The 22,117-nt window shown below is 72.3% G+C and carries 22 protein-coding genes; 12 read left to right on the top strand and 10 right to left on the bottom strand.

Going from position 1 to position 22,117, the window contains the following annotated elements:
* Positions 1-2 precede the first annotated feature (2 nt).
* Both VFW71_14280 and VFW71_14285 read right to left on the bottom strand, forming a co-directional pair.
* Positions 3-407 carry a helix-turn-helix domain-containing protein gene (locus VFW71_14280; protein ID HEU5003926.1) on the bottom strand — a complete coding sequence of 135 codons (405 nt, stop codon included), beginning with the start codon at positions 405-407 and terminating at the stop codon, positions 3-5.
* On the bottom strand, positions 404-688 hold the full coding sequence (locus VFW71_14285) for a YciI family protein (protein HEU5003927.1): 285 nt from the start codon (positions 686-688) through the stop codon (positions 404-406). The genes VFW71_14280 and VFW71_14285 overlap by 4 nt, the downstream gene beginning before the upstream one ends.
* A 104-nt stretch (positions 689-792) precedes the next feature.
* On the opposite strand from VFW71_14285, the gene VFW71_14290 reads away from it, so the two are divergent.
* Positions 793-1,686: a S1C family serine protease gene (locus VFW71_14290; GenBank protein ID HEU5003928.1), complete on the top strand. Its 894-nt coding sequence runs from the start codon at positions 793-795 to the stop codon at positions 1,684-1,686.
* A gap of 62 nt (positions 1,687-1,748) precedes the next feature.
* Here the strand turns inward: VFW71_14290 and VFW71_14295 are convergent, their stop codons facing one another.
* The gene (locus tag VFW71_14295) at positions 1,749-3,404 is read right to left on the bottom strand and encodes a bis-aminopropyl spermidine synthase family protein (protein ID HEU5003929.1); all 1,656 of its coding nucleotides are present in this window, start codon (positions 3,402-3,404) and stop codon (positions 1,749-1,751) included.
* A 38-nt stretch (positions 3,405-3,442) separates the two neighbouring features.
* Between VFW71_14295 and VFW71_14300 the strand changes: the two genes are divergently transcribed.
* The 3 genes from VFW71_14300 (at position 3,443) to VFW71_14310 (ending at position 6,121) form a co-directional block, all read left to right on the top strand.
* The gene (locus VFW71_14300) at positions 3,443-4,261 is read left to right on the top strand and encodes a GNAT family N-acetyltransferase (GenBank protein ID HEU5003930.1); all 819 of its coding nucleotides are present in this window, start codon (positions 3,443-3,445) and stop codon (positions 4,259-4,261) included.
* Positions 4,258-5,607 (top strand): FGGY family carbohydrate kinase, encoded by a 1,350-nt coding sequence (locus VFW71_14305; GenBank protein HEU5003931.1) that lies wholly within the window; start codon positions 4,258-4,260, stop codon positions 5,605-5,607. Before VFW71_14300 ends, VFW71_14305 begins: the two co-directional genes overlap by 4 nt.
* 94 nt (positions 5,608-5,701) lie before the next feature.
* Complete coding sequence (locus VFW71_14310; GenBank protein HEU5003932.1) at positions 5,702-6,121, top strand: hypothetical protein; 420 nt, start codon at positions 5,702-5,704, stop codon at positions 6,119-6,121.
* On the opposite strand, the gene VFW71_14315 is transcribed toward VFW71_14310, so the two are convergent.
* Positions 6,069-6,767, bottom strand: a complete 699-nt coding sequence (locus VFW71_14315) for a uracil-DNA glycosylase (GenBank protein HEU5003933.1) — start codon at positions 6,765-6,767, stop codon at positions 6,069-6,071. The genes VFW71_14310 and VFW71_14315 overlap by 53 nt on opposite strands.
* A gap of 117 nt (positions 6,768-6,884) precedes the next feature.
* Here VFW71_14315 and VFW71_14320 point away from each other — a divergent pair, with 117 nt between their 5' ends.
* Positions 6,885-8,078, top strand: a complete 1,194-nt coding sequence (locus tag VFW71_14320) for an acyl-CoA dehydrogenase family protein (GenBank protein ID HEU5003934.1) — start codon at positions 6,885-6,887, stop codon at positions 8,076-8,078.
* 7 nt (positions 8,079-8,085) lie between these two features.
* Here the strand turns inward: VFW71_14320 and VFW71_14325 are convergent, their stop codons facing one another.
* A complete protein-coding gene (locus VFW71_14325) occupies positions 8,086-8,280 on the bottom strand; it encodes a hypothetical protein (protein ID HEU5003935.1) in 195 nt (64 codons plus the stop codon).
* A 136-nt stretch (positions 8,281-8,416) separates the two neighbouring features.
* Here VFW71_14325 and VFW71_14330 point away from each other — a divergent pair, with 136 nt between their 5' ends.
* Positions 8,417-9,331, top strand: coding sequence for a DUF6159 family protein (locus VFW71_14330; protein ID HEU5003936.1), 915 nt, complete (start codon positions 8,417-8,419; stop codon positions 9,329-9,331).
* 38 nt (positions 9,332-9,369) lie between these two features.
* Here the strand turns inward: VFW71_14330 and VFW71_14335 are convergent, their stop codons facing one another.
* The 3 genes from VFW71_14335 to VFW71_14345 all read right to left on the bottom strand — a co-directional run bounded on the left by VFW71_14335 (position 9,370) and on the right by VFW71_14345 (position 14,601).
* On the bottom strand, positions 9,370-10,257 hold the full coding sequence (locus VFW71_14335; protein HEU5003937.1) for an ROK family protein: 888 nt from the start codon (positions 10,255-10,257) through the stop codon (positions 9,370-9,372).
* Positions 10,258-10,331: 74 nt separating this feature from the next.
* Positions 10,332-13,010 (bottom strand): glucosidase, encoded by a 2,679-nt coding sequence (locus VFW71_14340; GenBank protein ID HEU5003938.1) that lies wholly within the window; start codon positions 13,008-13,010, stop codon positions 10,332-10,334.
* Between the two features lie 55 nt (positions 13,011-13,065).
* Complete coding sequence (locus VFW71_14345) at positions 13,066-14,601, bottom strand: choice-of-anchor D domain-containing protein (protein HEU5003939.1); 1,536 nt, start codon at positions 14,599-14,601, stop codon at positions 13,066-13,068.
* Between the two features lie 619 nt (positions 14,602-15,220).
* On the opposite strand from VFW71_14345, the gene galE reads away from it, so the two are divergent.
* The 5 genes from galE (at position 15,221) to VFW71_14370 (ending at position 19,456) form a co-directional block, all read left to right on the top strand.
* Positions 15,221-16,189: a UDP-glucose 4-epimerase GalE gene (gene galE / locus VFW71_14350; protein HEU5003940.1), complete on the top strand. Its 969-nt coding sequence runs from the start codon at positions 15,221-15,223 to the stop codon at positions 16,187-16,189.
* A gap of 125 nt (positions 16,190-16,314) precedes the next feature.
* On the top strand, positions 16,315-17,070 hold the full coding sequence (locus tag VFW71_14355) for a MerR family transcriptional regulator (GenBank protein ID HEU5003941.1): 756 nt from the start codon (positions 16,315-16,317) through the stop codon (positions 17,068-17,070).
* 11 nt (positions 17,071-17,081) lie between these two features.
* On the top strand, positions 17,082-17,564 hold the full coding sequence (locus tag VFW71_14360) for a DinB family protein (protein ID HEU5003942.1): 483 nt from the start codon (positions 17,082-17,084) through the stop codon (positions 17,562-17,564).
* A gap of 84 nt (positions 17,565-17,648) precedes the next feature.
* Positions 17,649-18,719 (top strand): sigma factor-like helix-turn-helix DNA-binding protein, encoded by a 1,071-nt coding sequence (locus VFW71_14365; GenBank protein HEU5003943.1) that lies wholly within the window; start codon positions 17,649-17,651, stop codon positions 18,717-18,719.
* On the top strand, positions 18,716-19,456 hold the full coding sequence (locus VFW71_14370; GenBank protein HEU5003944.1) for an IPT/TIG domain-containing protein: 741 nt from the start codon (positions 18,716-18,718) through the stop codon (positions 19,454-19,456). The genes VFW71_14365 and VFW71_14370 overlap by 4 nt, the downstream gene beginning before the upstream one ends.
* A gap of 34 nt (positions 19,457-19,490) precedes the next feature.
* Here VFW71_14370 and VFW71_14375 read toward each other — a convergent pair whose 3' ends face one another.
* The gene (locus tag VFW71_14375) at positions 19,491-19,943 is read right to left on the bottom strand and encodes a hypothetical protein (protein ID HEU5003945.1); all 453 of its coding nucleotides are present in this window, start codon (positions 19,941-19,943) and stop codon (positions 19,491-19,493) included.
* Positions 19,940-20,869 (bottom strand): tyrosinase family protein, encoded by a 930-nt coding sequence (locus VFW71_14380; protein ID HEU5003946.1) that lies wholly within the window; start codon positions 20,867-20,869, stop codon positions 19,940-19,942. Before VFW71_14380 ends, VFW71_14375 begins: the two co-directional genes overlap by 4 nt.
* Before the next feature lie 372 nt (positions 20,870-21,241).
* Between VFW71_14380 and VFW71_14385 the strand changes: the two genes are divergently transcribed.
* Positions 21,242-22,006, top strand: a complete 765-nt coding sequence (locus tag VFW71_14385; protein HEU5003947.1) for an aldo/keto reductase — start codon at positions 21,242-21,244, stop codon at positions 22,004-22,006.
* The last annotated feature ends 111 nt before the right edge of the window (positions 22,007-22,117 follow it).

Genomic DNA, 22,117 nt, shown 5'->3' on the forward strand with positions numbered 1-22,117 from the left:
GGTCAGACGAAGCGCACGTCGGGCTCGGCCTCCTCGACAAGCACCCCGCAAGTGGGGCAGTACCAGCGGGACTCCATCGCCGTCCCGCACGTCTCGTGGCGCGGCCCCTCGCCGCCGGCGTGGCGGGCGCCCCAGTCACCCAGGAGGCGGAGCGCCCCGGCCAGGTCCTGGCCCTGCTCGCTCAGCCGGTAGGCCACCCGGGCGGGGCGGTCGGAATAGGGCTCGGCCAGCACGAGAAAGTCCCGCTCCAGGGCCTTCAGGCGCTGGGACAGGATGTTGGGGGCGATGCCCGGCAATGCCTCCTGGAGATCGTTGAACCGGCGGGGGCCGGCGAGCAGAGCCTCGACGATGAGCATCGTCCAGCGGTCCCCCACCCGGGCCACCGCCGACTCGAGCGGGGTGCTCATCGTTGGTCTCCCTCGGGCACCAGTGCCTCGCGCCATTCCCGGATCTCCCAGGTGGCGACGACCCCGTGAATGACGAAGGGGTCGTCTGCGGCGAAGGCCTCCGCTGCCTCCCGGCTGGTGAACACCGCCATGGCACCGCCCGCGGAATCGGCGAAGGGCCCGATCATGAGGAGATCGCCCGCCTCGTGGGCGGTGGACCAGCGGGCCCGATGGGCCGGGAAGTGCTCCGCCGCCCGCGCCCGGGCCTCGGGCGATGACTCGTAGAGCAGGACGTACTTCATGCGCCCAGTATCGCCCGGGCCTGGGGCATACCTGCTTGCCCTCCGACCCGCGCCTTGCGGCGTGGTAGCTTTTAACTTGCAAGTTACTAGTGAGGAGGCGGGCGATGGGTGTGCTGGACGAGGTACAGGAAGCAGTGGCGGCCGTGGCGGCGTCGGCCGGGCCGTCGGTCGTCGGGATCGGCAGTGGCGGCGGCCGGGGATCCGGGATTGTCCTCGGGGAGGGCACGGTGCTCACCAATGCCCACAACCTGCGGGGCGGGGAGGTCACTGTGGTGTTCCCCGAGGGGCACAGTGAGGTGGGCACCGTCAAAGGCGTCGACATCGAGGGCGACCTGGCCGTCATTGCGGTGGGCACCGGCGATGCACCGGCCCTGGCGTGGTCGGAGGCGGCAGTGGGGCTGGGCACGCCGGTCTTCGCCCTCGCCAACCGCAGCGGCCGGGGACTCCGGGTGACCCAGGGGTTCGTCTCGTCAGTCGGGCGGGCATTCCGGGGTCCCCGGGGCCGGACCATCGCCGGGACCGTCGAGCACACCGCCCCGATGGCGCACGGATCCTCGGGCGGGCCGATCGTGGATGCCACCGGCAAGCTGCTGGGCATCAACACCAACCGGGCGGGCGAGGGCTTCTACCAGGCGCTGCCCGCCGACGAGGACCTGGCCCGCCGGGTCGCCGCCCTCGGGCGGGGCGAGGCCCCCTACCGGCCCCGCCTCGGCCTGGGCATCATCCCCGGCCGGATGGCGCGCAGGCTGCGCCAGGCGGTCGGCCTGCCGGAGCGGGACGGCCTCCTGGTGCGGGAGGTCGAGGAGGGCGGCGCCGGTGCGGCCGCCGGCCTGCAGCAGGGCGACTACATCGTCGCTGCGGCCGGCAAGGGCCTTGCCACCGTGGAAGACCTGCAGAACGCCATGGAGGCCCTCGCGCCGGGCGCAACCCTGCAGCTCACCGTGGTGCGGGGGGCCGAGGAGCGGGCGGTCACCCTGACGCTGCCCGACGCGGGGTAGCCGGCCGACGCACGGGCTGACCGGTGGCGCGATGTCTCCATAGTTGATACATCGCGCCATCGCTATCGAGCTGGTTTCCCAGACCGGAGCTGGCCCACCGTCTGCTCGACCCCCTCGATGAGTGCCCGCAGGCGGTGGGCGGGCAGCTCCAGGAGGGAACCGTCCAGCTCGCCGGGGCGCATCCCGACCGCCTCGATGAGCGCCCTGGCCTCGTTCTTCGTGCACCGGGTGCCCTGGCGCTCGCCGAGGGCGCAGAGGCCTTCGCGCCACGCGTTGCGCAGCCGGGCTGAAAGGTGGTCCTGCAGCCAGGCCAGCACCCAGCCGGCGGCATCCCGGGAGGCATCGGGACGCACCGGGAGGGCGATGAGGAGTCCGATCCCGTCCCGGGCGGCCGGGCAGGCGACCTCCAGGGCGAAGCGGGCGGTGACGAGGCGGCGGAACGGCTCGCCCTGGATCACGGCGAGGGCCCGGGCATCGCCCACCAGCGCCACCTGGGAGCGCCCGGGCGCCGCCATCAGCACCCGGCCCGCCGAGGCACCGAAGTGGTGGCCGAGATCGACGATCAGTTCAGCCGGCCACCGCTTCGCCGGCGACTCCCCTGCAGCTTCGAGGAGATCCTGCGCCCGCACCCACTCCCCCGCGCCTTCCCGGGCGGCAAGGGCCTCCGCTACGGGCGGCGGCAACGACTGGGCGGCGCTCTGCGTGCTGGCCGCCCCCCGGGAGTAGATGCGGGGGTCCGCCGCCTTGCGGGCCAGCGCCTGCAGGGCGGGTCGTGTACGACGCGTCGGACGGCACACCCACAGGGCGCTGCTGGACCCGATGGCGTGGGCGCCCTCGTACCGGTTGAAGCCGGGCAGGAGGGCCTCCAGCACCAGGTGCTGGCGGGTCAGGAATTCCTGGACGGATATGAGGCGGTCGGGCGACCGGTCGTTCACGCCGTAGCAGAACAGCAGCGATGCCCCCGGGCGCTCGCCCAGGGTCTCGACCCCCCGGCGCACGAACAGCTCGATGCCCTCCTGGCTGTAGGGAGGATCGGTGAAGACCAGGTCGGCGCTGCCGGCCACCGATGCCGGAAGACCCAGGCGGAGATCGGCCGCCACCAACCGGAGTCCGAGACCCAGCCGGTCGCTGACGCCGTCGAGGTGCTCCAGCAGGCGCTGGTCGATGTCCACCACGGTGACCTGAGCGCGCGGCGCCAGGAGCGCGGTGGCAACGCCGGTGAGGTCGTGGTCGCCGAGCATCACGAGGCGTGCCCCCGCCAGCTCGTAGTGCTCCAGCAGGTACTCGGCCCGGGCGAGGATGGTGGCAGTGGTCGCCGGGACGTGATCCAGGTTCCACACCGACGGCGGCCGGGTGGCGGCCATCTCCTCCAGGATCATGTGGACTTCCTGGGCCCGCGGTGCCGTGCCCACCGCGATGGCGGAGCGCAGCGCCGCCCGGGCGTCCGGCTCCAGCGGTCCCACCGCGCCCGACGCCGGGGCGACGCCCAGGCCCTCGAGCACCTCGACCACCCGGCGGTGGGGCACGCCGCTGCCCTCCACCAGCTCGCCGAGGGTCACCGCACCGGAGGCATCGCCGAGGATCCGCAGCAGCCGCCGGACCGGGGCGAACTGCACCCCGAGCTCTGACCGGAGCCGATCGACCCCCTGGACCGTCGCTTCGCCGCAGGCTGCGCTCCCTTCGCCGCTGGCTCCGCGGGCTCCGCTGTCTGCATCCACGGCGCCAGGGTAGCGGGACGGGGGCTACGCTCCCCCGCATGGCCCCCCTGCCCACCGGCGAGCTGGTCGCCGCCGACGCCTACCTCGACCTGGCCCCCCGGATCGACTCCGATCTGGTCGAGACCGACGCCTTCCGGCTCTTCCTCAGCCGGGCGCCCTGGCCCTACTACGCCCGGCCCCGGTCGGACCTGAAGCGCAGCTTGTGGACCGAAGACATTGCCGAGGTGCTGGCGCGCTTCGGGGACGCGGGCGTCGACCCGGCCCTCGAATGGATCGCCGAGGTGCGCCCCGAGCTGGCCCGGATGGCAGCGGTCAGCGGCTGGTCGGTGACCACCCACCCCCTGATGGTCGCCGATCCCGCCCGGGTCGAGTCCCCGGACCCCGCCCCGGCGACGCTGCGGGTGCTCGACCCTCTGGAGGATGCGGTGGTGGCCGCCCGGGCCGTCGCCGAGGTGTCCTTCGAGGCCGGTGGCACCGACCCGGGCGGGGAGGGTCCGGCGCACCGGGACCGGGCCGCCGCGGCCCTGGCACCCGGGCTGGCCGCCCACCTCCGCTACCGGTTGCTCAGCGGGGCGAGCGTCACCGCGGTGGCCGAGCTCCCGGGCGAGGGGGTGGTGGCCACCGCCACCTACCACCCCGTGGGCGACACCGCCGAGGTGCTGGCGGTGGCCACGCTGCCCTCCGCCCGGCGGCGGGGCCTGGCCGGGGCGCTCACCGCCCTCCTCGCCCGCCACGCCGGCGGGCACGGCGTCACGACCCTCCTGCTCACCGCCCAGGGCCCCCGGGTCGCCCGGCTGTACGCCAGCGTGGGCTTCCGCCGGTTGGGCACGGCGTGCGCCGCCCAGAGGGCCCTGTGAGCCTCCTGCTGGGCATCGACATCGGGACCTCCCGGTGCAAAGCACTGCTGATCGACCGCAGCGGAGCGGCGCAGGCCGGGGCAGCGGTTCCGACGCCGTTCGCCGACACCCCGGCCGGCACCGAGATGGGCCTCGACGCACTGTGGTCGGGGCTCGCCGGCGTCATCGAGGAACTCGGCCTGGCGGTCGCCGATGTGTCCGCCATCGGCATCTGCGGCATGGCCGAGTGCGGCGCCCCGCTCGACGCCCGCGGCCTGGCGCTGGCACCGGTGATTGCCTGGCACGACCCCCGAGGTGCGGAGGTGAGCGAGCACCTGGAGGCTGCCTTCGGCGACGCCATCGGCCTGCGCACCGGCCAGCGCCCCCGACCGGTGTCGACGGTGGCCAAGCTCGGCTGGCTGAGGGAGCACGGCTGCCCCGAACCTGCCCGGTGGCTCGGTGTGCCGGAACTCTGCCTGTGGCGGCTGAGCGGGGCCGAGACGACCGAACATTCCCTGGCCTCCCGGACCGGCTGCTGGGACGTCCTGGAGCAGGAGTGGCTGGAGGACATCGCCGGGGCGGCGGGGTTCTCGACGACGGTCTTCCCGCCGGTCCGCCCGGCCGGGAGCACGATGGGGCGGGTGACGGCGGAGGCGGCGGCGGCGTTCGGCGTCCCCGGGGGCGTCCCGGTCACGCTGGCCGGCCATGACCACCTCGCCGGGGCTCTCGGGGCCGGAGCGGGGCCGGGCGACCTGGTGAACTCGGTCGGCACCGCCGAGACCGTCGTGGGCACCGCCGCCGGGCGGCCCGACCTGCGGGTGGCCCTGCACCGCCGGACGCCAGTGTCGGTGTCGCTCGGGGGCGCCGGGTGGACGGTGATGGGGGGCGCCGCCCGGGCCGGGGTGATCCTCACCCGGGCCGCCGGGCTCCTGGGGTGCTCATTCGCAGAACTGGACGCCCTCGCCCTGGGGGCGCAGCCCATCGAGGCCGCTCCCTTGCTGCCCGTGCTGCAGTCAGGTGCCGAGGTGGCCCTCCCGGAGGCGAGCCCGGGGGCCGTGTGGCGGGGCCTCCTCGAAGCGCTGGCGGCCCGGACGGCCGAGACCGTCCACCGGGTGCGGGCCTTGGCGCAGGCGGACCGGGTCGTGGTGATCGGCGGCGGCTCACGCAGCATCCCGTGGCTGCAGGCGAAGACCGCGGCGGTCGGGCTCCCGCTGGCCCGCCTCGCCGACGCCCGGTCGGGCGACTACGCCGCCGCCCGGGGCGCAGCCGTGCTGGCGGGCGTGGCGGCGGGGTGGTGGACGGAAGCATCGGACGCGCCCGAGCCCGAGATGGCGCCCGCCGCCGAGGCACGCGATCCTGGGGTGTGATCCGTCTCGGGGGGTCGTCGGGTACGCCTTCGAAGGGCCGTTCCCGCTGACCACCTGGAGGGTCCCGGATCAGGGCGCCATTTACGCCGTTGTATTGGCCGGGGCGGGCGCCCAGTTCGCCACCGAGCCGGAGCCGGGGACGGTGCTGCACATCGATCACAGCGACAACCTGGCCGGTGACGGCTTCCCCTGGGAGAGCAAGTTCGCCGGCTGTTGGGTGCAGTTCGCCGGCTCCCGGGAGGCACTTGCCGTCGCCGCCTTCCTGCGCTGCCCGACCCGCTCGATGCGGGAACAGATCACCGCCGAGCTCCAGCGCTTCTACGACCCGCCGTGCGGCGACCGGTTGTACGAGGAGCCTCCGAAGGGCGATGACCCCCCGGGCGGTTCCCGGGTCCCCGCCCGGCCCCGGCCTCCCCTGCTCCCGCCGGCCGCCGCGGCCGAGCAGGCCGAGGCCGAAGATGTCAACCCCTCATGGGTTGGCCCGGGAGGCCCAGCATCCGCCGGGCCGTCGTGAAGATCATGTCGAAGGCGGCCTCGCTCAGCAGCCCGGTGGCCGTGTTGCGCTGTGAGGGGTGGTACGAGCCCAGCAGCTGGTAGCGTCCCGCCCCCACCGGGGCGACCGCCCCGTGCCCGAACAGCGGGCGCCCCCGGCCCCGCTCGCCCAGGGCACGCAGCACCCCGTCCCACCCGAAACCGCCCAGGGCGAGGATGACCTCGACCGACGGCAGGGCCGCCAGCTCGGCGGACAGGTAGCCCAGGCAGCGGTCCCGCTCCTCGGGCAGCGGCTTGTTGTCCGGCGGGGCGCAGCGGACCACCGCGGTGACGTAGCAGTCGGTCAGCACCAGGCCGTCGTCGGTGGACCGGGATGTGGGCTGGTTGGCGAAGCCCGCCCGGTGCAGCGCCCGGTACAGCCAGTCGCCCGAGGGATCGCCGGTGAAGATCCGCCCGGTCCGGTTGCCGCCGTTGGCCGCCGGGGCGAGCCCCACGATCAGCAGGCGGGCGGCGGGATCGCCGAAGCCGGGCACCGGGCGCGCCCAGTAGGTCTGGCCCCGGAACCGGGCGGGCGGCGCAGCGGCGGCCGCCTCCCGCCAGGCCACCAGCCGGGGGCAGCGCCGGCAGGACACCACCGCCGCCGAGATCGCCGGGAGCCCCTCGTCCATGACCGCCGCAGACTCCCACAGCAGCAAAGCGCGATCCTGGACTGGCGCAACGAACCCTGGGCAGAGCCCAGAAGAGTCAGGCAGAGCCGGGCAGAGACGGACAGAGAGGGGAGCGGCATGGAATTCGGCCTCACGGAGGAGCAGCGCGACCTGCAGAAGTGGGCCCACGAGTTCGCCGAGAAGGAGATCCGGCCGGTCGCGCCCTACTACGACGAGACCGAGGAGTTCCCCTGGGAGGTGCTGAAGAAGGCTGCCCAGGTGGGCCTCTACTCCCTCGACGTCTACTACCAGGCCGCCGGCGACACCAGCGGGCTCACCCTGCCGCTCATCATGGAGGAGCTGTACTGGGGCTGCGCCGGCATCGCCCTCGCCATCAGCGGCACCGGTCTCCCGCTCATGGCCCTGTGGAGCGGCGGCACGCCGGACCAGCTGCAAACCTGGGCGCCCCGCATGATCGGCACGCCCGACGACCCGCAGATCGCCGCCTTCGCCGTCACCGAGCCGCAGTCCGGCTCGGACGTCTCCAGCCTCCGCACCCGGGCCCGCCGGGAAGGCGACGAATGGGTCATCAGCGGCCGCAAAGTGTTCATCACCAACGGGGGCCTGGCCGACATCCACATCGTGGTGGCCACCGTCGATCCCGAGCTCGGCCACCGGGGCCAGGCCTCGTTCATCGTCCCCCGGGACACGCCCGGCTTCGCCCAAGGCAAGAAGGAGAAGAAGCTGGGCATCCGGGCCTCGCACACCGCCGAGCTGCTCCTCGACGACGTCCGGATCCCGGTCGACAACATCCTGGGGGGCATCGACAAGTTCGAGGCCAGGCTGGCCCGGGCACGGTCCGGGCAGTCCAGCGGCCGGGCGTCCTCGGCTCTGCGCACCTTCGAGGTCACCCGGCCCCTGGTGGGCATCTCGGCGGTGGGCATCGCCCGGGCCGCCTTCGAGTTCGCCCTCGACTACGCCAAGCAGCGCACCCAGTTCGGCAAGCGCATCATCGAGCACGAGTCGGTGGGCAACATCCTCGCCGACATGGCCACCGAGATCGACGCCGCCCGCCTCCTGGCCTACCGGGCCGCCTGGATGGGGGCCTCGGGGGCGCCCTATGTCCACGCCGAGGGATCGATGAGCAAGCTGAAGGCGGCCGAGGTGGCCGTCCGGGTGACCGAGCGGGCAGTCCAGGTCCTGGGCGGCTACGGCTACATCCGCGACTTCCCGGTCGAGAAGTGGTACCGGGACGCCAAGATCTACACGATCTTCGAAGGCACCTCAGAGATCCAGCGGCTGGTGATCGCCCGGGCGTTGGCGGGCGACTAACCCGCTTCTAGCAGGCCAGGTTCGACCCGTCGGCGAGGTAGGGGATCTTGGCCGCCGTGTCCCGGAACCCGCACCCGACTGTGCCGTTCCAGTTCACGATCAACACCAGCGATGCGCTGACCAGCGCAAGAAGGGCGATGTGGCGCATGGCCCCCCGGTCTCCGGAGAGAACCCTGCGCATCCGCCGGCGTCCCTCGCCCATACCGTAGGTATCGGCGCCCGGGCTAGCCCGGCACATCGACCATATGGGGGACCCGAGGGACCCGGCCTCCTCAACGCAGTCACAGATTCCGCCGATATCGTGAGGAGGAGTAGTCACCCCTAGAAGGAGGCGTGCGATGGGCGGGGTATGGGAGCGGAGCTTCCGGATCCTCCGGGCCAGCTGGGACGTGTTGAGGCAGGACAAGGAGCTGCTGGTGCTGCCACTGCTCGCCATGCTGTGCATGGTCCTGGCCGCCATCCCGCTGCTGGGCGGCGTGGCGAGCATCGGCCACGTGACGCTCAACTCCACCTCGGCCAGCCACGGTCTCAACGCCGTGCAGTGGCTGCTCCTGGCGATCTACTACGTGGCGGTGTATGCCATCGGGATCTTCTTCAGCTCGGCGGTGGTCGCCGCCGCCACCATCCGCCTCCAGGGCGGCGACCCGACCCTCTCCGAGGCCTTCGGGATCGCCTTCAGCAAGATCCACAAGATCCTGGGCTGGGCAGTCGTCTCCGCCACTGTCGGGCTCGTGCTGCGGGCGCTGGAGCAGAAGGCGGGCATCTTCGGGCGCATCGCCATCTTCCTGGTGGGCGTGGCCTGGGGGGTCGTCACGTTCTTCGTGGTGCCCGTGCTGCTCTACGAGGACTTCGGTGTCTTCGGATCGGTGAAGCGCTCGGGCTCCCTGTTCAAGCAGCGCTGGGGCGAGCAGTTTGTGGGCAACGGCTCCATCGGCCTCGCCCTGTTCCTGTTGATGCTGCTCCCGATCATGGCCGCCGTCGCCATCGCCGCCACCGGGGCGACCGCCATCGGGATCGCGGTGGGCGCCGTCGGCCTGCTGGCGGTCTTCAGCCTCGGGTCGGTGATGTCGGGCATCTTCAACGCCGCCTTGTACCGCTACGCCACCACCGGGGCGCTGTCCGGCCCGTTCCGCGAGAGCGACCTCAGCGGGGCCTTCCGCCCCCGCCGGATGCCGCGCTCCGGTGGCCGCGGGCTGGGTGGGGGCTTCGGCGGGCTCAAGGGCCCGGGCGGCTTCAGCGGGGGTGGGTTCTAGAGGAGGAGGGTTCTAGAGGAGGAGGTTCGAGAGCAGCGCTAGACGTCCCACAGCTTGATGCCACCGGTGATGCCGGCGACGTTGTCGACGATGGTGACCCGGTCGCCCAGCTCCACCGTCAGCCGGTGGCTGTTGCCGCCGCCGACGTAGAGGTGGTCGAAGAAGAGCAGGGCGTCGATGGTCTGCACCGCCCGCGCCACCCGCTTGCTCCACTTCTTGTCCCCGATGCGCTTGCGGGCCTCCTCGCCCACCTGCTCGTCGTAGTCCTCGCCCTTCCGGAAGGGGTGGTGGGCCAGCTCCATGTGGGGCAGCAGGTGGCCGTTGTCGAAGAGGGCGGTGCCGAGGCCCGTCCCGAGGGTGATCACCACCTCCAACCCTTTGCCGGACACCACCTCGGCCCCCTGCAGGTCGGCGTCGTTGGCCACCCGGGCGGGCTTGCCCAGGGCGAGGGTGAGTGCGGCGGCGAGGTCGAACCGCTGCCAGGCCTTCACCAGGTCGGGCACCACCTTGGTCCCCGGGCCGCTGGCGGTCACGAAGTGCGGGCTGGACAGCACCACGCCGCCCCGCACCATGCCCGGGAAGCCGGCCGAGACCCGGTCGAATGCCGGCAGCGCACCCACGAGCTTCACGAGGGTGGCGACCAGCCGGTCGGGCGGCAGCGGGTAGGGCGTGGGCACCCGCACCCGGTCGACGAGCATGACTCCCCCGGCGTCGAGCACCGAGGCCTTGATCCCCGTCCCACCGATATCGATGGCGAGCGTCGTGGCCCCGGTGACGGGCACCGGGACGGCGCTGGCCACCTCGACGGGGACTGCGGCGGGCGCCGCCGGCCCCGCCACCTTCGGGGGTGCCGCTGTGCGCCGTGCGGAAGCCTTGGCCGGGGGCTTGGCGGGGGTTGTGGGCGGAGGCTCGGCAGGGGTGCTCATGCCCTGACCCTACCAGGTGGTCCCGCCGCTGCCTGACCGATTCGTCCCGATCTCGATCCCGCAGCAGGTTCCGGTCAGGGGAGACCGGCCGCTGGCTTGTGGAGCAGCAGGTCGATGATCAGCCCGGTCCAACCGGTCTGGTGCGACGCCCCCAGCCCGGCGCCGGTGTCCCCGTGGAAGTACTCGTGGAAGGGGATGAGGTCGTGCCAGCGGGGATCCTCGTCGAAGCGGCTGACGCCGCCGTGGACCGGGCGCCGGCCGTCAGGGCTCTCGGTGAACAGCCCGAGCAGCCGGCGGGAGAGGTCGTTGGCCACCTGGCGGAGGGTGGCCTGGACCCCCGAGCCGGTCGGGTACTCGACGGTAAAACCCGGCCCGCAGAAGGCGTCGAAGTGGCGCAGGGCGGCGATGATCAGGTGGTTGAGCGGAAACCACACCGGCCCCCGCCAGTTGGAGTTGCCCCCGAACAGGCCGCTCTGCGACTCCCCGGGCTCGTAGTCGACGGCAGCCTCCATGCCGTCGATGCGCAGCCGGAAGGGGTGCTCGGCGTGCCACCGGGAGAGCGCCCGGATGCCGTGCGGCGACAGGAACTCCTCCTCGTCGAGCAGCCGCCCGAGGATGCGCACGAGGCGCTCGGGGGACACGATCGACAGCAGCCGCCGGTCCTGGTGGCCCGGGATCCGGCTGTGGCCGACGGCCGACCGGTAGGCGGGGCGGTGCCACTCGAACCACTCCATGCGGGCCCGGAAGCCGGGCAGGGCCTCGAGCGTCTCGGGCTCCAGCACCCCCACCGCCAGCAGCGGGATCAGACCCACCATCGACCGCACCCGTACCCGCTCGGGCGGCCCCTCGGGGCGCCGGAGGAGGTCGTAGAAGAACCCGTCCTCCTCGTCCCACAGGCCCTGGGCGTCGAGGGCGACGGCGATGTAGGTGAAGTGCTCGAAGAACTTGGTGGCCAGGTCCTCGTAGGTCGGGTCGTTGGCCGCCAGGGTCAGGGCGAGGGCCATCAGGGTCAGCGCCGAGAACGCCATCCAGCCGGTGCCGTCGGCCTGCTCCAGGGTCATGCCCGGCGGGAGCTTCGACCGGTCGAACGGGGCGATGTTGTCCAGCCCGAGGAAGCCGCCGGCGAACACGTTGGTCCCGGTGGGGTCCTCCCGGTTCACCCACCACGTGAAGTTGATGGCCAGCTTGTGCAGCATGCGCTCCAGGAAGTCGAAGTCCCGCCTGCCGTCCAGGTCCCACACCCGGAGGGCGGCGTAAGCCAGCACCGGGGGGTTGACGTCGGAGAAGTTCCACTCGTAGGCCGGGACCTGGCCGTTGGGGTGCATGAACCACTCCCGGCACAGCAGCACCAGCTGGTCTTTGGCGAAGCCGGGATCCAGGTGCGCCAGGGCGATGCACTGCAGGGCGAGGTCCCAGGAGGCGTACCAGGGGTACTCCCAGGTGTCGGGCATCGAGATCACGTCGGAGTTGGACAGGTGGCGCCATGACCCGTTGCGGATCTCGCCCCGCCCGGGCGGTGGTGGTGGGCAGCCCGGGTCACCCTCCAGCCAGTGGGCGACGTCGTAGTGGAAGTACTGCTTGGACCACAGCATCCCCGCCGCCGCCTGGCGCAGGACGGGGGCCGCGCCGTCGGGCAGGCGGCCGACCCGGGCGGCCAGCCCGGCGTGCCACTCGTTGGCCTCGGCCTCCCGCACGCGCATGACCTCCTCGAACCCCGGGCCGAGGTCGGGCGGGGCCTCCCCGGCATCCGGCCCGTCGGGGGCGGGCGTGAGGCGGACCCGGACCTCGACGGTCGCCCCGGCGGCGGCGGTCGCCGTGAACCACGCCGCTGCCTTGGTCCCCACTTTGTCGGGGTTGACCGTGGCTGCCCCCCGGACGATGTGGTCGTGGATCCCGTCCTTCGGGTACCGGGGCGAGGCGGCCGCCCCCCAGAGCCGGGCGGCGTTGGTCTCGTTCTCGCAGAACAGGAGCCGCCCCTCGCCGGCATCCGGCGACGCGGCTGCGCACATCCGGGGGCCGAGCCAGGAGTGGCCCTCGCAGACGATGGTGCCACTGCGGCCCTGGTGGGCCTGGCGGGGCTCTCGGCCCTGGTGGGACCCTCGGCCCTGGTGGGACTGTCGGCTCTGGTGGGCCTGGCCGGCCCGCAGGGTCGCCCGCCGCCGGTCCCGGCCCCAGGCCCACGTGTTGCGCAGCCAGAGGGTCGGGATGATGTGGAGCGTGGCGGGGGCGTCGCCCACGTTGGTCGCCCGGATGCGGAGGCAGACATCCTCCGGATCGGCCTTGGCGAAGTCGGCGGTCACCTCCCAGTACCCGCCGTCGAAGGCCCCGGTGTCGAGCAGTTCGTGCTCGGCATCCGAGCGGGCCCGGCGCCGGTTCTCGGCCAGCAGGTCGCCGAAGGGGAAGAGTGCCTGGGGGTACAGGTAGCGCCACCGCATCCAGGAGTGCGTCGGCGTGCCGTCGAGGAAGAACCAGTAGTCCTTGGCGTCCTCGGCGTGGTTGCCCTCGGGCCCGGCGAGGCCGAACATGCGCTCCTTCAGGATGGGATCGGCGCCGTTCCAGAGGGCGAGGGCCAGGCACAGGAACTGGCGGTCGTCGCAGAAACCCGCCATCCCGTCCTCGTTCCAGCGGTAGACCCGGGAACGGGCGTGATCGTGCGGGAAGTAGGCCCAGGCGTCGCCGTCGGCGCTGTAGTCCTCCCGGACGGTCCCCCAGGCGCGCTCAGCCAGGTACGGCCCCCAGCGGCGCCAAGGCACACCGGCGTCAGCTTCCGCCAGCCGGTGTGCCTCGGCTCCGCCTAAGGGCTCGCTATTAACAGCCGGAGCCGAGACCGAGCGCGTGCAGCAGGTTCTGGATCAGGGAGAGAAGGCCGCCGAGAAGGCCGCCGGAGCAACCGCCGCCGCCACCGCCACCGCCGCTGGGCGAGGCGCCGGTCCCGGAGAGGGCCACGGACTGGGACCCCCCGCCGGCCTCGGAGAACCCGACGCTGCCCGAGAACGTGCCCGTGGTGTTGGGGGCGAAGGACACGCTGACCGAGCAACTCTGGCCCCCGGGAAGCGTCGCCCCGCTGCATCCGTCGGTGGCCAGGGCGAACTCACCCGGGTTGGTCCCGCCCAGGGTCACCGGGTTGAGGGTCACGGTCGACGTCGTCCCGTTGGACAGCGTGATGGTCTGGGGCGAGCTGCTCGAGCCCACGGTCTGGCTGCCGAAGTTGATGCTGGTCGGCGATGCCTGGACCTGGCCGGCGCCCCCGACGCCCACGCTGACCTCGCCAATGGCGGCCGCTTGGTCGTTCTCGGTGAAGTAGATGTTGCCGTTCGGCCCGGACGTAATGCCGGTGGGCTGCACCCGGGGCGAGAAGGCGTTGTGGGTGGGCACCGGGAACTCGCTGACCGTGCCACCGGTGGTGATCCGGCCGATGGCGTTGTTGCCCTGGTCGATGAACCACAGCGCACCGTCGGACCCGGCGGTGATCGCCGAGGGGGCGGGGGTGCCGGCGATCCTCGGGAACTCGTGGACCACGTGCTGCGGGGTCATCATCCCGATGATCCCGGCGCTCTGCTCGGTGAACCACAGGTTGCCGTCCGGGCCGACGGTGATGCCGGCGATGCCGGCGCTCGCCCCGCTGGTGGCCTGGGTGTCACTCACCATGGTTCCGGCGGTGGTCATCTCGCCGATCTTGCCGCCCGGGGCGGTGCCGCCCTGCTCGGTGAACCAGAGGTGGCCGTTGGGGCCCGACGTGATGGCCATCGGGGCGAGCCCGGGGTTGGTGATCGGGAAGGTGGTGGCCTGGCTGCCCACCGCGGCGTTGGGGTTGATCCGGCCGATGGTGGCGTTGCCGAAGTCGGTGAACCACATGTTGCCGTCCGGGCCGGTCACGATGCCGGTCGGCAGGGCGTTGGCCTTGTTGATGCCGAACTCGTTCTGGATGCCGGGGATCGCCGCAGTCTGGCGGCCCACCTGGTTGACGCTGCCCGACAGCTCGGTGAACCACAGCCGCGAGTCGGGGCCGGAAGTGATGGCCACGGGTGTGGCGTTCGGCGTGTTGGTGGCGTGCTCGTGCACGCTGGTGCCGTCGGGCGTCATGAAGCCGATCGTGCTGGCGCCGGCGTCGACGAACCAGAGGTTGCCGTCCGGGCCGGTGGTGATGCCGAGCGGGTCGCTCGTGGCGGTCTGGGAGATCCCCGCCGGGCGGAACTCGGTGATGGTCCCGGCGGTGGTGTTGGCGGTGGCGCCGTGTGCGGTCTCGGCCGCCGCCAGCAGGAGCCCCTGGGCTGCCACGAGTGACACGCTGACGAGCACGGCGATACTTTTGAACCTCGTGAAGCGGTGTGGGCGTTGCGGCACGGCGTTCTCCTCTCCGACGGTGGAGTCCCGGAAGCCGGTCGCATTCGGGTGAGCAGACCTCGCCCCCGTGTTCGGTCCAGGGCTCAAGGTATCACCCGGGCGGGGGAGGAGTTGCGGCAATCCACCGGTTTCCCGGCATTTCCCCTTCTCTGAGAGAGAACTAATCCCACTCCTGTCAGGCCGGACGGCATTCTCTTGGCCGCGGTGCGGCGGTACCGCGGTCCCACGCGGATTCGGATCCTGCTCGCCTCCGAGGGCCGTGCCCGCCACAGCCCCCGAGGCACCGCCCGGCTGGCCACAGTTCTAGCGGTGGGCCTGGGTGTGTAGGCCTGGGTGTGTTGCTCCGATTCGCGGATGTCTGGGACATTTGTCCCGGGTAGTGTGACGAATGTCCCCCGAATGATGTCGCCAAAGCTGTGGGCGGCGGCGCCCCCCGAGGCCTCCGGCGGCAGGGTGGTCCGCCACCGCCTGAACCGGGGGGGACCGGCAGTCCAACGCAGCGCTGCTCGCCAAGTCCCCCCAACCGGTCGCCGCCGCCGCTTGACTATCGATAGGAGCATCCCGGCACCACGGCCAGGGCGGCCGTCGCCAGAAACTCGCCGGTAAGATCGGGCGCCGTATGCGGATCCTCGTCACCGGCGGTGCCGGCTACATCGGCAGCATCGTGAGCGCTCTACTGGTGGAGCGGGGCCACGAGGTGGTGGTCGCCGACAACCTCTGCCGGGGCCACCGCGATGCCGTGCCCGACGGGGCGGCCTTCCTCGACATCGACCTCCTGGACGCCCGGGGGATGGTCGCCGTGGCCGGGACCGGCTTCGACGCCGTGCTGCACTTCGCGGCCCTCTCGCTGGTAGGCGAGTCGGTGGAGCAGCCGACGCTCTACTTCCGCAACAACATCGTCGGGACCCTGAACCTGCTGGACGCGATGCGGAAGGCGGGGGTCGGCCGGCTCGTGTTCTCGTCCACGGCGGCCACCTACGGAGCACCGGCCACCACCCCCATCCGGGAAGGCGACCCCACCGTCCCCACCAACCCCTACGGGGCCTCGAAGCTAGCCATGGACATGGCGATCGGCTTCGAGGCGGCGGCCGCCGGGCTGGGGGCGGTCAGCCTGCGCTACTTCAACGTCGCCGGCGCCTCGGGCGGGCGGGGCGAGCGCCACGACCCCGAGACCCACCTCATCCCCCTGGTGCTGTCCGCCGCCGCCGGCCGCCGGCCGAGCGTCTCGATCTTCGGCACCGACTACCCCACCCCCGACGGCACTGCGGTGCGGGACTACATCCACATCGAGGACCTCGCCGAAGCCCACCTCCTGGCCCTGGACGCCTGCGTGGCCGGGCGGCATGCGATCTACAACCTGGGCAACGGGGAGGGCTACTCGGTGCGGGAGGTGATCGAGGCCGCCCGCCGGGTGACGGGCCGGGAGATCCCGGCGGTCGAGGCGCCGCGCCGGGCCGGCGACCCCCCGGTGCTGGTGGCCTCCAGCGAGCGCATCCGGGCCGAGCTGGGCTGGGAGGCCCGCAAACCGGGCCTGGAGGCGATCATCGGCGACGCCTGGGCGTTCCACTCGGCCGCCTGGGGGGCCTGACTAGATCAGCAGGCGCAGGGCAAGGCGTCGCCGTCCCCGCCGGGTAGCCACCAGAGTTCTCAGCGACAATCGCTTGACCCTCACGTTACGTCAGGCTCTACGATGACCTCGTGGTAGCCAGCAGCTTGACGGTCGGCCAGGTGGCCAGGCTCGCGGGTGTGACGATCCGGACGTTACATCATTACGATGAGATCGGGCTGCTCTCGCCGAGCGTGCGGAGTCCCGCCGGCTACCGGCGGTACGGAGGCCAGGACATCGAGCGGCTGCAGCGCATCCTGTTCTACCGGGAACTCGGCTTCGCCCTGTCCGATGTGGGGCGGATCCTGGATGACAACCTCGCCGACGCTGGGTCGCACCTGCGCCGCCAGCACCGGCTGCTCAGGCGGCGGATCGCCCACCTACAGGACCTGGTGGCGGCCGTCGAGAAGGAAATGGAGGCATACAACATGGGCATTCAACTGACACCCGAGGAGCGCCTCGAGATCTTCGGCGACCGGGTCCCCGAGGAGTACGCCGACGAAGCCGAGGAGCGGTGGGGCGAGACCGAGGCCTACCAGCAGTCGATGCGCCGGGTCTCGACCCACACCAAAGCGGACTGGCTGGCGATCAAGGCGGAGAGCTCGGCGAACGAGGGCCGCATCGTCGAGGCCTTCCGGGCGGGGGCGGAGCCGGCCAGTGGGCGGGCGATGGACCTCGCCGAGGAGCACCGCCAGCACATCTCCCGCTGGTTCTATGACTGCCCCCCGGCGATGCACCGGGGCCTGGGCGACATGTACGTCAATGATCCCCGTTTCACCGCCAACTACGAGAAGCTGGCCCCGGGGCTGGCGGAATGGCTGCGCACCGCCATCGCCGCCAACGCCGACCGGCAGTCGGTATAGCCTGCGCGGCAATGGACGGTCCCTCGGTGGCGGCGGCGCTCGACCAGCAGGTGGGCGCCATCACTGCGTGGCTGGGCACCGCCGACCCGGCGCTGCTCTATGTGGCCCCCGCCGACACCGAATGGACCGTCATGCAGCTCATGGCCCACGTCACCGAGGTGCTGCGCTATTGGCCCGACGTGATGGTTGCCCTCGCCGCCGAGCCTGGCCGGTCCTTCGGGCGGGGCCTGGACGACAGCGTCCGCACCGGGTACGTCGCCGAGCACAAGGACGACTCGGTGGTCGACATGGTGCGGGCCATGACCGAAGCGGGCGCCCAGGCAAGCTCACAGCTGGCGGCGATCCCCGATACCGGGTGGTCGGCCACCGGCGTGCACCAGGTGTGGGGGACCATCTCACTGCCGGAGGTCGTTCAGCGGGTGCTCACCGGGCACCTGCCCGACCACCTCGCCCAAGCCCAGGCGGCCTACGCCGCAGCCCAGGGTCACGCATAGCCTGCTGCACGATTTCCCGTACTTCTGCCCGCGGCTGGGCTAAGCTTTGGTCGATTTGACCAGATGGCTGCGCCGGAACCCACAATGAGCCAGACGGACCCCGCCCAGGGCCAGACCGAGGCCGCCTTCGAGGCCTTTTTCCGGGCACACGAGGCCTCGATGTACGGCCTGGCACTCCAGATTTGCGGCGATCCCCGCCTGGCCGCCGAGGTGGTGGCGGAAGGGTTCGCCCGGGTCTGGCCGCGGGCGAAGGCCGGCGGTGCGGCCGACCTCGCGGCGGTGCGCAGGACGATCGTGCGGGAGATCAACACCCGCCTCCGCCGGACCCGAGGCCAGGCGCCGCCCGCCCCGGGCTCGCCCGGGGACGACCCGATCCGCCGGGCATTGCAGGCCCTCCCGCTCCGCCGGCGCACCCTCGTGGTGCTGCGTTACCAGGCCGACCTTTCCCCCGTGGACGCCGCCGAGGCGACCGGGCTGTCCCTGTCGACGGTGAAGGCGGAGAGCAAGAAGGGCGTGCGCCAGCTCCGCCGTGCCCTGGCCCTGCCCGACGAGAGCAGGCCCCGGGCTGCGCCCCCGTCGCCCCCGCCCGAGGCGGGGCACGACGTGTCGTGGATCACCCAGCCCGAGGCGGTCGGGGACGCCGAGTCGTGGGTCGAGATCGATGACGCACCCCCGGTGGTGGAGGGCCAGCCGGGCCCACCGGCGGCGGCGATGGCCGAGGAGCCGGCCACGCCGGAGCTTGGGAGCGACGTCCCTGCGCCGGAGCCGGCAGCCGTGATCGTCCCGGAGCCGCCGGTGGAGGCGCGTGCGGAGCCCGGCCTCCCCGCAGCTGAGGCGGATCCGTCGCCCGCGCCGCCCGAGCCCGAGGCGAGCGCGCCCGAGCCCGAGGCGAGCGCGCCCGAGCCCGACCCGGAGCCGGCACCGGACCTGCCTGCGGCCGACGCCCGTGCGGCTGAGGAGTCTGCAGCCGACAAGGTCGCAGCCGACAAGCCCGCGGCGGGCTTGCTGCCGGGGACCGCATCCGAGCCGGAGACCGATTTCCAGCCGGGGCCCGAGGCCGCCGGATCGTCGGCGGTGGCGGAACTCGACGCGGCCCCGGATGCAGTGGGCGACGAGGCACCGGCGCACGTCGAAGCTTCCGAGCCCGAGCCATGAGCGACAACTTCGAGGAGCGCCTGCGGGCGGCACTGCATGCCAACGTCGCCGGGGTGGAGCCCCCCGAGGGCCTGTGGGCGCAGACCCAGAGGCGGATGACCGCTGCCCTGGGGCCGCGCCACCTCGCCAAGCAGCCCCGGCGCACGGTGGTGCTGGCGGGGGCCGCAGCGATGATCGCCGTGGTGGCGGTCGCCGCCCTGGCCCGGGGGCATGGCTTACCGACCGCCGCCCAGCATTCGCCCTCACCGCTGGTTGTCGACTCGGTCTCGCCGTCGCCCTACCCGATCCTCGTCCCCCCCACCCCCTCGCCGGCGGCGAGCCCACCCCCGGTCCCCTCACCGAGCCCGGCTGCCAGTCCGGCGCCCTCGCCTGCTCCGTCGCCGAGCCCGGCCCGCTCACCGTCGCCCGGCCCGAAGACGTCCCCGCGCCCGTCCCCGGCGGCATCTCCGTCCCCTGCGGCGCACCAGGGTCCGGTCGTGACCGCGATCTCCCCCGCCACCGGGCGGGTCGGCGGCGGTACGACGGTCGGGATCGCCGGGGCCGGCTTCAGCCACGGGCCCGCCACCGTGATGTTCGGGCAGTCGGCCAGCCCCGAGGTGGCGGTGGACTCCGACGGCGAGATCATCGCCATCGCCCCGCCGCACGCGGCCGGACAGGTCCCGGTCACCGTGCAGGTGGCCGGCGTGCCGTCCAACGAGAGCGGGTCCGCCCTCTTCACCTTCGTGCCCGGCCCGTAGGCGGATCCGTGCCCGGCCCGCAGGCCGGGAGCGGTCAGTCGTAGATCCTGAGCTCGATCTCCTCGGGCAGGGTGATGCCCTCGGCATCCTCGGCCTTGGCGAAGGGGCTCTCCTTCACCACCGGCGTGGCGGCGATGCGGAACTGCGTCGCCCCCGCCCGCACCAGCGACTTCAGCGCCTCGGTGATCACTACCACCACGGCGATGGGCGAGAGCTGGTGCGGCCGGCGGTAGTCGAAGCTGCTCACCGGCGCCCGCACGTCGCAGTGGCCCTCGTCGCCGAAGCAGCCCCCGTGGCCGAAGATGGTGTACGAGCCGGCCTCGACGTCGGCCACCTGGGCACCGCTGGCGTCGTGGCCCAGCATGCGGATCACCATCTTGTAGCTGGGCCCGGAGTGGTCCACCCCGACGAACACCAGGTCGGCCCGGCGGAACTCGGTATGGCCGATGGGCAGGTCCATCGTCTCGGCGACCGTGGCGTCGCTCACTGCGCAGCACCCCCTTCAACAACCTGGGTCACGCCGGGCACCTCGGGGCCCGGGTCGGGACCGGGGACCGGGACGAAGGTGGCCTGGGCCAGCTTGGCGATCGGGATCGGGAGCCGGGCGACGGCCGTGGCGTAGTCGTAGCCCAGCGTGGTGACCGATAGCGTCTGGCTGACGGTCATCGGGAACGGAGGCAGCGCCTCGTTCATCAGGCCCGACGGAACCCCGGCCGTGGGGTGCTTCAGCTGCCAGAGCCGCCAGAGGCGGTCGATCATGGTGTGATGTGCCCAGAAGACGGGGTCGTAGGCCGCCAGGGGGATCTCGCTCATCGTTCCGCCCACCCAGACGTGGACGTTGTTGTGGATCTGCTCCACCTGCGTGGAGAAGTCGAGGAAGTCGCCGAGGGCCAGCACCGAGGTGACGTCCGCGGGCGTGGGCAGCTCGGATACCGGGCTGGGCGAGCGGTTCGTGTGGGTCGGGGGGTGCTGGATACCGACACTGGGGCCCTGCTGCACCGCCTGGGCGTTGATCGCCGACCCGGTCAGCGGGTTGTTGCCTGACGTGTCGGTATACGCCGCCGGGAGGCCGTGCTGGTGCGAGGCCGCACTGGTCCAGTCCCACCAGGGCAGGCTGACACCCGCCACCTGGTCCTGGAGGGCCAGCTCGAAGAAGTAGAGGTAGGCACGGTGCCAGGGCAGGAACAGGGGGCTGCCGTGGGTGCAGTACATCGGCAGCGGCAGGCCGTGGATGCCGGCCTGGTGCTGGAAGCCACGGTCGTCGTTCACGCCCATGGCACCCGAGAACGCCTGGCGGAAGCTGGCGAGCTGCGTGGAGCTCATGGCGTCGACATTCGGGCGCACCCGCGGTGCGACCCGGACGAGGGACGGGGGAACGGCGGTGGTCAGCAGGCGTGCGGCGGTGGCGCTCATGGGTCAACCTCGTCTCGCCCGAAGTAACAGGAGAGTCCAGGATAGGGGATTGCGCCACAGGCTGTCCAGCAATTCTTAAGGTTAGCCGTCCGCACGGCGGGCCGGGCCTGGTCGCGACCCGGACTGACACGAAAAGCCGGGTGCGAATCTGCTGGGGACAGCCCCGTCCAGGCAGCCCATTGACCGGCCGTCTCGTCGTCATGCTTGGGGCGCGGTGCCTGGCGATGGCATGGGGGGACTGGGGAGGTTTTTGGCCCGAGATGGGACCAGAACCTCCCCAGAACGTGCAGCCCAAACCAGACCTTTGGCGTGAGGGCCGAGGGCCCAGCGGGCGGCCGGGGGACCTGGGCACCAGCCGGGTAAGAATGCGACATGAACCGGACCGTGCAACTCGGCGACAGCGACGTTCCCCGGATCGGCTTGGGCACCAACCGGCTCACCTCCACCGGGGCCAACCAGGCCTTTATCCGGGCGGCGGCAGGCGAAGGCCTGAGGCACATCGACACCGCCCACCTCTACCAGGGCGGGGACAGCGAGTCGGCCATCGGGGCAGCCTTCGGCCCGGACCCGGACGGCGTTGTGGTGGCCACCAAGGGCGGCTTCCGCCCCGGCGAGGGCCGGCCGGAGGTGTTGCGGGCCCAGATCGAGGAGAGCCTCCAGCGGCTCGGCACCGACGCGATCGCCCTGTACTACCTGCACCGGGTCGACCCGCAGGTCGCCCTCGAGGAGAGCCTCGGAGCGATCAAGGAGTGCCAGGACGCCGGCAAGGTCCGCCACATCGGGATCTCCGAGGTCAGCGTCGAGCAGATCGAGCGGGCACAGGCCGTGGCCCCGATCGCCGCGGTGCAGAACCACTACAACCTGTCGGAGCGCAAGTGGGATGCAGTCGTGGACTACTGCGCCGGCCAGGGACTCGTGTTCGTGCCCTACTTCCCGCTGCACGGGCGCCACCCGGCCCTCGCCCGCATCGCCGAGGCCCATGGGGCGACCGAGACCCAGATCGCCCTGGCGTGGCTGCTCCACCGCTCCCCCACCACCTTGCCGATCCCCGGCACGCTCTCGGTTGCGCACGTCCGGGAGAACCTGGCTGCCCTGGAGATCGCCTTGAGCGACGAGGAGTACCAGGCCCTGGCCTGAGTCGGCGAACACTCTCGTCAGCCTCAGACGCTCCCCCAGAAGCGCACCTTGGCGTCTTTAGCGCAACGGGTTTGTTACGGCAGACACGCCTCGCCACCGCCGCTGAGAAGG

The sequence above is a fragment of the Actinomycetota bacterium genome (assembly GCA_035765775.1).
Lineage (GTDB): Bacteria > Actinomycetota > CADDZG01 > JAHWKV01 > JAOPZY01 > DASTWV01.